General features: G+C 71.9%; 8 protein-coding genes. All 8 read left to right on the top strand.

The window, feature by feature from the left end:
* Positions 1-2 precede the first annotated feature (2 nt).
* The gene (locus tag ACGFIB_RS27435; RefSeq protein ID WP_393376020.1) at positions 3-2354 is read left to right on the top strand and encodes a [protein-PII] uridylyltransferase; all 2352 of its coding nucleotides are present in this window, start codon (positions 3-5) and stop codon (positions 2352-2354) included.
* A 228-nt stretch (positions 2355-2582) separates the two neighbouring features.
* Entirely contained in the window at positions 2583-5831 is a 3249-nt protein-coding gene (locus ACGFIB_RS27430; RefSeq protein ID WP_393376018.1) for a nitrate- and nitrite sensing domain-containing protein, read from the top strand.
* Positions 5828-6247: a roadblock/LC7 domain-containing protein gene (locus ACGFIB_RS27425; RefSeq protein WP_142571452.1), complete on the top strand. Its 420-nt coding sequence runs from the start codon at positions 5828-5830 to the stop codon at positions 6245-6247. Before ACGFIB_RS27430 ends, ACGFIB_RS27425 begins: the two co-directional genes overlap by 4 nt.
* Positions 6248-6262: 15 nt before the next feature.
* A complete protein-coding gene (locus tag ACGFIB_RS27420) occupies positions 6263-6622 on the top strand; it encodes a DUF742 domain-containing protein (RefSeq protein ID WP_142571451.1) in 360 nt (119 codons plus the stop codon).
* Positions 6623-6650: 28 nt separating this feature from the next.
* Positions 6651-7187: a GTP-binding protein gene (locus tag ACGFIB_RS27415; protein WP_229689775.1), complete on the top strand. Its 537-nt coding sequence runs from the start codon at positions 6651-6653 to the stop codon at positions 7185-7187.
* 367 nt (positions 7188-7554) lie between these two features.
* Positions 7555-10812 (top strand): sensor histidine kinase, encoded by a 3258-nt coding sequence (locus tag ACGFIB_RS27410; protein WP_357244827.1) that lies wholly within the window; start codon positions 7555-7557, stop codon positions 10810-10812.
* Positions 10812-11234 (top strand): roadblock/LC7 domain-containing protein, encoded by a 423-nt coding sequence (locus tag ACGFIB_RS27405; protein ID WP_138462164.1) that lies wholly within the window; start codon positions 10812-10814, stop codon positions 11232-11234. The genes ACGFIB_RS27410 and ACGFIB_RS27405 overlap by 1 nt, the downstream gene beginning before the upstream one ends.
* 118 nt (positions 11235-11352) lie before the next feature.
* A partial coding sequence (locus ACGFIB_RS27400; protein WP_393376016.1) for a DUF742 domain-containing protein occupies positions 11353-11762 on the top strand: 410 nt, incomplete at its 3' end.

The raw sequence follows: 11762 nt of genomic DNA, 5'->3' as shown, positions 1-11762 counted from the left end.
GGATGATGAGAGGGGAGGCGCGCTCGTTCGCCGCGGTCCGCAAGGACCGGGCCGCGGACATCGACAGATGGCTCACCGATCTGTTCCGCACGGCGGCCACACGGCCGTACGCGCGGGAGGGGGGATCGGGAGGGAAGGGCGGCCTCCTCGACGAGCGCGGCCCCGCCGCCTCCCCCGGGGCCGGCCCCAGTGGTATCGGACAGGGTGGGGCCGGCCTCAACGGGATCGGCGGGGTCGCCCTGGTCGCGGTCGGCAGCCTGGGGCGGGGCGAGCTCGCCCCGGGCAGCGACCTCGACATGGTCCTGCTGCACAACGGCCGCGACGACGTGGCGAGGATCGCCGACCGCATCTGGTACCCCATCTGGGACTCCGGGATCGGCCTGGACCACTCGGTCCGTACGGTGGACGAGGCGGTGAAGGTCGCGAGGGAGGACCTCAAGGCCGTGCTGGGCCTGATCCAGGCGCGGCATGTGGTCGGGGACCCCGAGCTGACCAGGGCCGTGCGGGAGGCCGTGCTCGCCGAGTGGCGGGCGGACTCCCGGCGCAGGCTGGCCGAGCTGCGCGCGTCGGCCGACAAGCGCGCCGAGTCCGGGGGCGAGCTGGCCTTCCTGCTCGAACCCGACCTCAAGGACGCCAGAGGCGGCCTGCGCGACGTGCAGGCGATGCAGGCCGTGGCCGCCGCATGGGTCGCCTCGGCGCCCGGCCCGCGGGTCCGCGAGGCCTACGAACTGCTGCTGGACATCAGGCACGGGCTGCACCTCGTCACCGCGCGCGGTACCGACCGCCTGGTGCTCCAGGAGCAGGACGCGGTCGCCGGCACGCTGGGCCTGCTGGACGCCGAGGCGCTGATGCGCCGCCTGGCCGAGGCGGGCCGGACCGTCTCCCACGCATTCGACGCCACCTGGCGGACCGTCGACCGGCTGCTCACCGGTCCCGCGCCCCGGGGCCGCAGGCCGCTCGCCGACGGTGTCGTGGAGCACGGCGGCGAGGTCGTGCTGGCCCGCGGCGCCAACCCGCGCACCGACCCCACGCTCGTGCTGCGCACGGCCGCGGCCGCCGCCGAGGCCGGGCTGCCGCTCGCGCCCGCGACGGTCTCCATGCTCGCCGCCCAGTCGCCGCCGCTGCCCGTGCCGTGGCCCCCGGAGGCGCGCGGCGCGCTGGTCGCGCTGCTCGGCGCGGGACGCGCGGCCGTACCGGTCTGGGAGGAGCTCGACCAGGCCGGCGTGCTCGTGAAGCTCATCCCCGACTGGGAGCGCGTACGGCACCGCCCCCAGCGCAACCCTGTCCACCGCTACACCGTGGACCGGCACCTCATCGAGACCGCGGCCGGGGCCGCGGCCTTCACCCGGGAGGTGTCCCGCCCCGACCTGCTGCTGATCTCGGCGCTCCTGCACGACGTCGGCAAGGGCTGGCCGGGCGACCACTCCACCACGGGCGAGATCGTCGCCAGGGACATCGGCGCCCGCATGGGCCTGCCCCCGGCCGACGTGGAGATCCTCGCGACCGTGGTGCGGCACCATCTGCTGCTGCCGGAGACCGCCACCCGGCGGGACCTGGACGACCCGGTCACCATCTCCAGGGTCGCGGAGGCCGTCGGGTCGAGGGAGGTGCTCGAACTGCTGTCCGCGCTGGCGGTGGCCGACGGCAACGCCACCGGCCCGGCCGCGTGGAACTCCTGGAAGGCGTCCCTGGTCTCCGAACTGGTCCGGCGGGTGCGGTCGGTGCTGTCCGGCGCGCCGCCGGCGCCCGCGCCGGCCCTTTCCCCCGAGCAGACGGCGCTCGCCCGGCACGGCGGCGGCGCGGTGCGCGTGAACGGAAGCGCGGTCACCGTGGTCGCGCCCGACCGGCCGGGTCTGCTGTGGCGGGCGGCCGGGGTGCTCGCGGCGCACCGCATGGCGGTCCGCTCCGCCTCCGCCGCGTCCGCAGGGTCGACGGCCGTCATCGAGTTCGTGGTCGTCCCCGAGTACGGCACCCCGCCCGACCCCGCGACGCTGGAGGCCGATCTGCGCCTCGTCCTGGCCGGACGACTCGACATCGAGCAGCGCCTGGCACGGCGGGCGAGGTCGATGCGGCCGTCCCGGGTGCCGGTGGCGCCGCCCCGGGTCACCCTGGTGGACGACGCGTCCCTCACCGCGAGCGTGGTGGAGGTGCGGGCGCACGACAGGCCCGGCCTGCTGTGGCGGATCGGCCGCGCGTTCGGCGAGTGCGGTCTTGACGTACGTGCCGCGCGGGTGGAGACGCTGGGCGCGGAAGCGGTGGACGTCTTCTATGTGGCGGATCGCACGGGCCGCCCCCTCCTCGATGAGCAGCAGCGCATCCAGGTGCGAGAGCACGTGCTCGCGGCCCTCAGATAAGGGGTAACGATCCTCACCTCTTGGTAACAATTGGGACGCTTGGGCAGGGGTAGGGCCGCTCACCATCGTGACCTTGTGGTCGAATTGTCCCCGCTTATACAGCTGTGTCACTTCATGCTGTCCAGACGCGTGAAGGCAGGCCGAACGATGGCGGGGCCGGTGAGCATGGAGCAGTCGAAAACCGATAACCGCAGGCGGCGGAGTCGTCTCTCGCCGCGCAACTGGCGAGTGCCAACACGTCTGACCGCGCTGATCGTCGCCCCGACGATCGTGGCCGTCCTCCTCGGCGGCATCCGTGTCGTGGGTTCGATCGACAGCCTGACGGCCTACCAGCGGACCAGGTCGGCGGCGGAATACTCGGTGCACCTGCGGGACCTGGCCGAGCAACTGGCTCTCGAACGCGACCTGTTCGTCTGGGGCGGCAACAGCAGGCGCGCGTTCAACGTCGACGGGGAGACCGAGGTCACCCGCACCCAGCAGCGCGCCGCGGTCGACCCGCTGATCCAGCAGGTGAAGGCCGACCTCAACGACCTCGACACCGACTACGGCACGCGTGCGGTGGAACAGGCGCAGCAGCTCTCGAGCCGCCTTTCGAGCCTCAAGGGCATCCGCGAGAACGGCGCGCCGGAGGACTACAGCGCCCTGATCGCCAACGTTCTGCGCCTGCAGGACGAACTGGGCAACAACGATGACAACCCCGCGATCGTGGGCAACGTCCGCGCTCTCAACGCTCTCGCCCACGCCAAGGAGGAGGCGGCGCTGCAGCGCGCCACCCTCACCCGTGAGCTGCTGGAGCGCAACCAGACCTTCACCACGTTCGAGCTGCAGGACTTCCTGGCCTCCCAGTCGCGTCAGCAGAGCTACCTGGCGACGTACTACACGGAGGCCCCGGCGGCCGAGGCGAGCCGCCTGGTCACCCTCTTCGGCGACAAGGACGTGGTCAACGGCGAGCTGACCAAGTCGTGGGCGCTCACGCTCGGCCTGCACAACCAGTCCCTCAACCGCTACCAGGGCAGGGACAGGACGGCCCAGCAGTGGTTCCAGGACAGCACGAAGGCGATCGAGCAGATGGCGGCCGTCGAGGGCCGCGTGTCCGGTCTGGTGCAGAGCCGCGCCCGCGACCTGCAGTCGGCCGAGCAGCGCAACGCCCTCATCGCCGGTGGCCTGATCCTCGCGCTCCTCGTGCTCGTGCTCGTCACGACCGTGCTCATCGCGCGGTCGATGGTCCGGCCGCTGCGCCGCCTGCGGGCGGAGGCGCTCGACATCGCCGGCCGGAGGCTGCCGGAGATCGTGCGGCAGATGCGCGAGTCCGAGGAGACCGGACGCGAGTCCCAGGTGCAGCCGATCGCGGTCGACAGCACCGACGAGATCGGCGAGGTGGCGCAGGCCTTCGACGAGGTCCACACCCAGGCCGTGCGCCTGGCCGCGGAGGAGTCCCGCCTGCGCACCAACGTCAACGCGATGTTCGTGAACCTCTCCCGCCGTACGCAGACGCTGGTGGAGCGGCAGATCTCGCTGATCGACGGCCTGGAGCGGGGCGAGGAGGACGGCCGGCGCCTGGCCGACCTGTTCAAGCTGGACCACCTGGCCACGCGCATGCGCCGCAACAGTGAGAACCTCCTGGTCCTCGCCGGTCACGAGCCGCCGCGGAAGCGGAGCCAGCCCGCCCGGCTGGTCGACGTGGTCCGCGCCTCGCTGTCGGAGGTCGAGGACTACGAGCGGGTCGTCGTCCGGATTCCCCGGACGATCGCGATCGCCGGGCACGCCGCGAACGACGTCGTCCACCTGCTGGCGGAGCTGGTCGAGAACGCCATCGCCTTCTCGCCGCGCAACACCAAGGTCGTCGTCTCCAGCAGCCCCGTCGAGGGCGGCGCCGTGATGCTCGGCGTCACCGACGCGGGTATCGGCATGTCGCCCGAGGAGCTCGTGGAGATCAACCGCCGCCTCGCGGAACCGCCCACGATCGACGTCTCGGTGTCGCGCCGGATGGGCCTGTTCGTGGTCGGCCGCCTCGCGTTGCGTCACGGCATCCGGGTGCAGCTGCGCCGGGGTGACGGCGCGGGAGTCATCGCGATGGTGCTGTTCCCCGTCCAGCTCATCTCCAACGCCGACCAGCCCGTGGTGCCGCGTCCCTCCGTCCCGGCCGAGCAGACGGCGGCCGGACTGCCGGCCCGGCAGGCGTTCGCCGAGCCGGACCCGCTCGCTCCCACGCCGGGAGGCGGTTCGTTCGAACCCTGGAACTCCGGCAACGACGCGGCGGGCGGCGGCCTCGGGGCCCGCAGGTCCTCGGCGGCCAGCGGACACGCTCCCGGTGGGAACGGGTTCGGCGGCACCGGCACGGGCGGGTTCGCCCCGTTCGGCGCGCCGACGGCGGATGCGCCGCCCACGCCCGCGGATCACCCGTACGGGGAAGGCGCGTTCACCGAGCAGTCGGGGCCGCATTCGGTGCCGGGCCTGCCCGGGAGGGCGCCGGACGGCGACCCCCGCCGACCGGCGTTCGGCGAGCGGTCCGAGCCGTCGTGGCCGTCGCTGCCCACCGGGCCGACGGGACTCCCGCAGCGGGGCGGGTCTCCGGGACCTTCGGCGTTCTCTTCGTCGGACACCGGCTCCTCGTGGGACACCGGCTCCTCGTGGGACACCGGCTCTTCGTCGGACGCGGGCTCCTTGTCGGACACCGGGCCGACCGCGTTCACGGCGTCTCCGTCCAGCACCGGTCCGACCGCGTTCTCCCCGTCGGACACCGGCTCCTCGTCCAACACCGGTCCGACCGCGTTCTCCCCGCCGAGCACCGGCTCCTCGTCGGATACGGGGCCGACGGCGTTCATGCCGTCTCTGTCCGGCACGGGGCCGGCCGCCTTCGCCGGCGCCACGCCGCCTGCGGGAACCGCCGGGGAGCCGGGGTCGTCGGCCGGGCCGCTGCCGTCGGTGGAGGAGTCGCCGCTGGAGCAGGGCGAGGAGTTCCTGCCGATCTTCGCCTCGGTCGAGTCGGCGTGGTTCCGGCGTCCCTCGGACACCGGGCCGCAGGCCGCGCCCTCGACGCGGACCGGCGCGGAGCCGGACGCGGGGAGGGCCGGCGAGAAGCCCGGCGAGAGCACCGGAGAGATCGCGAGGGTGCCGCGCTCCGCCGCCACCTCCGCGACCGCCTCCGGACCCGTCTCCGCCCCACAGGCGCAGAGCGGAGGTCCCGGCGGGTGGCGATCCCGGGCCGACGGCGGCTTCCACGCCGCGGCGAGCGCCCGGGACCCCCTGCTGGGCGGCGTGACCGCGGCGGGCTTGCCGAAGCGCACGCCGAAGGCCAATCTGGTTCCCGGCTCGGTGGGCGCGGACGGCCCTGCCTCCGCCGCCCCGCGCCCCCCGGTCTCGGCCGAGGCGGTGCGCAGCCGCCTGTCCAGCTTCCAGCAGGGTGTAAGGCGAGGCCGGGCCCAGACGGCCGGAGGCTTCGCCGAAGGGTCGGGTCAAGAGGAGGAGGGCTCGTGACTGAGCTGAGCGTGGATGCACGCAGGTTCGACTGGCTGATCACCGAGTTCGTCGGCAGCACGCCTGGCGTGGCGCACGCGGTGGTGGTGTCGTCGGACGGCCTGCGGCTGGCCCAATCGGACGGCTTTCCCCCCGACCGCGCCGACCAGCTCGCGGCGGTCGCCGCGGGCCTGCTCAGCCTCACCGCCGGCGCCGCGCGGGTGTTCGAGGGGGGCACGGTGTCGCAGACCGTCGTCGAGATGCAGCGGGGACTGCTGCTCGTGATGGCGATCAGCGACGGCTCCTGCCTGGCCGTGCTCGCCGCGCCTGACTGCGACATGGGCCTGGTGGCCTATCAGATGACCCTGCTCGTCGAGCGGGCGGGACAGGTGCTCACTCCGGCGCTGCGTGCCGAGTTGCAGACGTCGCGGCGATGATCAGAGGAGAGGGCGATGCGCGATCGTGACGGGTCGGAGGACGAGCCTCTGTTCCGTCCGTACGCCGTCACCGGTGGCCGATCCGAGCCGCGTTACCACATGGCGATGGAAACCCTCGTATCATCGGTGACCTTGAAGAGCAATGACTATGCCCTGCTCAGTCCAGAGCAGGAATCGATCATGATGCTATGTCGTTCCGTACGATCGGTCGCGGAGATCTCGGCACTGCTCCGGGTCCCGCTAGGCGTGGCCCGTGTGCTGATCGCCGACATGGCCGACGAGGGTCTGGTCCGCCTGCACATGCCGCAGCTGAACCAGGGACAGCCAGACCTTAACCTGCTCGAAAGGGTGCTCAGTGGACTACGCAGGCTCTAGCCGTGGTCTTACCTCGACGAAGATCGTCGTGGCGGGTGGGTTCGGCGTCGGGAAGACGACCTTCGTCGGTGCCGTCTCCGAGATCCTGCCGCTGACGACCGAGGCCGTGATGACCGACGCCAGCGCGGGCATCGACGACCTCGGGCTCACACCGAACAAGACGACCACGACGGTCGCCATGGACTTCGGCCGGCTCTCGCTCGACCAGGACCTCATCCTCTACCTGTTCGGCACGCCGGGTCAGCACCGCTTCTGGTTCATGTGGGACGACCTCGTCCGCGGTGCCATCGGCGCGGTCGTGCTCGTCGACAGCCGCAGGCTCGCCGACTGCTTCCCGGCCATCGACTACTTCGAGGAGGCGCAGCTTCCCTTCCTGGTCGCGATGAACGGCTGGGAGGGGCAGTTCCTCCACTCGGAGGAGGAGGTTCGTGAGGCGCTGTCGCTGGCTCCGCACGTCCCGGTCGTCCGTACGGACGCGCGCTCGCGGGAGGCCGTCAAGTCCACGCTCATCAGCCTGGTCGAGTACGTGCTGACCGTGCGGGCCGCGTACGGCAGACAGTACTGAGCTTGGGAAACGTCGTGTTCCCGACAGGCCGCGCCCCGCAGACGGGGACGGCGAGGGCGGCACCCCGGAGGGTGCCGCCCTCGCGGCGTCCGGCCGACGGCGATCCGCGCCTCCGCTGGTCCGATCCCCGAGATCCCCGCCTACCCGGCGGGGCACAATTCGGTATTGATGCTGACCCGATATTTAACGAAATAACGTCATGTACATGCCTGTCTAGGCTATTTGTGCACGGGTGTTCGGTTGGCCTCCCTGGTGTCGGTGTGCTGCAATTACCCTCGCCTGCAGGACGTCTCCCACGTCACGCCAGCCACATCCGTGCTGAGACATTCCCCCCTGTGCGCACATACGGCGAGAGGTTGCAAAGCCTGTGAGGACACAAGACCCCCGGACCGACGAGAGCCCCGGGACCGGGGTTCCGGCTGAGCAGGAGCCCGACGAGGGGAGTCGATTTCTCCTGCGCAACTGGCGCGTGCGCTCCCGGCTTGTGGCGCTGATCCTCATCCCGACGCTGGCGGCGCTGCTGCTGGGCGGCCTGCGTGTCGTCACCTCGGTCACCACGGCGTCCGAGTACCAGCAGATCAGCGACCTGGCGCGGCTCGTGGACAAGGTCGCGGGCCTCACCCACGAGCTGCAGTCGGAACGCGACCGCGCCGCCTGGAACGCGACGCTCGGCCACCCGGCGAAGGCGACCGCCGCGGTCAAGGCGCAGACCCTTCTCACCAACAAGGCGGCCACCGCCGTCCGGGACCTGTCGAACGAGGTCAGGACGAAGGTGAGCAGCCGCGCCTCCGACGAGATCGACCACATCCTCGGCAAGCTCGACGGCGTGGAGGTCCTGCGGAGCCAGGCCATGCAGGGGAACCTGCAACCCAGCGCGGTGCTCGACCAGTACACCCTCGTCATCGAGACGCTGATGGCCGTGCAGGACGAGCTGGCCAAGAGCACCCAGGACGACCGGCTCGCCGCCTCGTCCGTCACGCTGGCCGCGCTCGCCCGCGCGAAGGAGAACGACTCCCTGCAGCGCGGCCTGCTGACCACGGTGCTGCCCAACGCCCGCTTCGAGCAGGCCCAGCTGCAGAACTTCCTCGGCGCCGTGTCCGCCGAGGAGAGCGAGCTGCGCGCCTTCCGCAGGAGCGCCACCGCCGGCGAGCGCGCCGACTACGACAACACCGTCACCGGCGGCAAGGTCGACCAGGCGGAGTTCATCCGCACGCTGGTGCTCGACCGTGCCAACGCGGGCTTCCCGCTCAAGGGCTTCGACCAGTCGGTGCGCGACGACACCCGCCTCTGGTACGACGCGATGTCGCAGCCCATCAACCGGATGCGCACCGTCGAGGCCAAGCTGACCTCCTCCATCGTGGCGCGCAGCCAGTCGCTCAAGGACGACGAGCAGCAGCGGGCCATCATCGTGGCCGTCGCCGTCGCCCTCCTGCTGATCGCGGTTCTGCTCGTCACCACCGGTGTCGCCCGCTCGCTCGTACGCCCGCTGCGGCGGCTGCGCAGCGAGGCGCTGGAGATCGCCGGCAGCCGCCTCCCCGACACGGTCCAGAAGCTGCGGGAGGCCGGCGACGCCGCCGAGGTCCCGCCCATCACCCCGATGCGGGTGGTCGGCCGCGACGAGATCGGCGAAGTCGCGCGGGCCTTCGACGAGGTCCACCGTGAGGCCATCCGGCTGGCGGGTGACGAGGCCCGGCTGCGCAGCAACGTCAACGCGATGTTCGTGAACCTGTCGCGGCGCACGCAGACGCTGGTGGAACGCCAGCTGTCCCTCATCGACGGACTGGAGCAGGGCGAGCAGGACGAGCAGCGGCTCGGGAACCTGTTCAAGCTCGACCACCTGGCGACCCGCATGCGCCGCAACAGTGAGAACCTCCTGGTTCTCGCCGGGCAGGAGCCCGCGCGCCGCTGGGGCCAGCCGGTGGCCATCGTCGACGTCGTGCGCGCCTCGCTGTCGGAGGTCGAGAACTACGAGCGCGTCGACCTCCAGGTGCAGGGCGGAGCGTCGGTCGTCGGTCAGTCGGTCAACGACGTCGTCCACCTCGTGGCCGAGCTGGTGGAGAACGCCATCTCCTTCTCGCCCCGCGACACCAAGGTCACGGTGTCGAGCAACCGCATCGACGGCGGCGGCCTGATCATCTCCGTCAGCGACCAGGGCATCGGCATGACCCCCGAGGAGCTGGCCCAGACCAACTACCGGCTCGCCAACCCGCCGGTCGTGGACGTCTCGGTGTCCCGCCGCATGGGCCTGTTCGTGGTCGGCCGCTTGGCGCTGCGTCACGGCATCCGCGTGCAGCTGCGCCAGCAGGACACCGGTGGCCTGACGGCCATGGTGCTGCTGCCCGAGGCGCTGCTGGCCAACGCCGGCCCGGCGTTCCCCGGCGTGCCGGGGATGCCGCAGCCCGAGCTGACCAGCCCGATGCAGGCGGTGGGAACCGGGCCGCAGTTCGGCGCCGCCATGTTCGGCAACGCGCCCGCCCTCGCCAGCCCGACGCCGTTCGAGAACCCGCCGCGCACCCCGGTGTTCGGCGCGGACGCGCCCGGTGTCGGCGCCCCCGGCGCGGACCCCTTCGAGCGCGGGCCCTTCGAGTCCTTCCCGCGGGAGACCGTCGGCTTCGACCCCGACCCGTTCGCCCGCAACCCCTTCGAGCCGCCGCAGGACCGTGGCGCCGACGGCGACCCGTTCGCGCGCAACCCGTTCGAGACGGGCGGTGCGGGGCGGCCGGGCGAGTCCGATCCCTTCGCCCGCAACCCCTTCGACACCGGCGGCTTCGGTCAGGGCGGGCAGCCCGACCCGTTCTCCCGCAGCCCGTTCGAGTCCGGACCGTTCGACCGGGCGGCCTTCGACAAGACGCCGTTCGACAAGGCGCCGTCCGAGCAGACCTCGTCCGAGCGAGACCCGTTCGAGACCACGAACTTCGACTCAGGACCGTTCGAGTCCAGCCCCTTCGACACCAACCCCTTCAGCCGGGGTCACGTCGGCGAGGCTCCCGTGGACACGCCCTGGCCCGGCCACCTGCCCCCGCCGGGAGGCGGCTCCTGGCCCGGCACTCCGCAGGACACCGGCGCCGGCTGGCCCGGACGCACCGGACACGGCGCCTTCGAAGGCGACGACAACACCGGCCCGCTGCCGGTGGTGCGGACCTCGCCGCTGGAGTCGGAGGAGGAGTTCCTGCCGATCTTCGCCGCGGTCGAGTCGGACTGGTTCAAGAAGGTCGACGTTCCGGCGGAGAAGAGCGACTCGGACGACGAGGTCGATGCGGACACCAGGACCTGGTCGTCCCCGGCGGACGTCGGCTGGCAGGCGGCCAAGGCGGCCAGTGAGCCGGCCCTGGGCGGGGTCACCTCGTCCGGCCTGCCCAAGCGGGTGCCCAAGGCCAACCTGGTGCCTGGCTCGGCCACGGCTTCCACCCCTTCCGCGGAACCCGCCGCGGCAGCGGCGGCCACCCCGCCGCCGCCCCCGCCCGTGCTCTCGCCCGAGCGGGTGCGCAACAGGCTCTCCAGCTTCCAGCAGGGCATCCGGCAGGGCCGGGCGGTCGCCCGCGGGGAGGCCGGAGAGGACCAGGGATATCCCGGGGCGGCGGCCCTGGGCACGCCCGATGCCCAGGACAGTGAGAAGGAGGACTGATGAGGGAAATGAGCCAGGCCGCGCGCGGCATCAACTGGTTGATCACGGACTTCGTGAACAACGTGCCGGGTGTGGCGCACACCGTGGTGGTGTCGGCGGACGGGTTGCCTCTGGCGTTCTCGGACGGGTTTCCCAAGGACCGGGCGGATCAGCTGGCGGCGGTTGCGGCCGGGTTGATCAGTCTGACGCAGGGTGCTTCGCGGGTGTTCGAGGGTGGCCCGGTGACGCAGACGGTCGTGGAGATGCAGCGGGGGTTGTTGCTGATCATGTCGATCAGTGACGGGTCCTGTCTGGCGGTGCTGGCGGCGGCGGATTCCGATCTGGGTCTGGTGGCCTATCAGATGACGTTGCTGGTGGAGCGGGCGGGCCAGGTGCTGACCCCCGCGGTCCGCGCCGAGCTCCAGTCGTCTCATCCGCGGTGACGGAAGCCCCCGCGAAGTGAGGCACGCGGTGGAGGACAGATCGGGGAAGACGCCCTGAGCGGGCGGCCGGGACGGCCGCCGGCTTCCGGTGCGCGAGCGGAAAGGTCAGGAGGACGCTGTGGCAGGCGGCGGCTGGAACAACGAGGCCTATCCGCCGGTGGACGACTCCCACCGGCAGTACGGCGGCATGAACCCCCCGCCGACGCCGGCGCCCACGGAGCAGAGCTCCCTGGTGCGGCCGTACGCCGTCACCGGCGGGCGTACGGCACCGCGGCTCCAGCTCGCCATGGAGGCACTCGTGTCCTCCGCCACGGTGATGCACCAGGACCTTTCCATGCTCACCCCGGAACGCCAGGCGATCAGCACGCTGTGCCGTCAGGTGCGGTCGGTGGCCGAGGTGTCGGCGTTGCTGCGGATTCCGCTGGGTGTGGTTCGTGTGGTGATCGCGGACATGGCGGCGGAGGGGCTGGTGCATGTGCATCAGCCGCAGTTGGAGGCCGGTAAGCCGGATCTGAACTTGCTGGAAAG

Origin of the sequence: Microbispora bryophytorum (genome assembly GCF_043197435.1) — a bacterium.
Taxonomy (GTDB): Bacteria; Actinomycetota; Actinomycetes; order Streptosporangiales; family Streptosporangiaceae; genus Microbispora; species Microbispora bryophytorum.
This window is presented reverse-complemented; position numbering and strand designations above follow the sequence as displayed.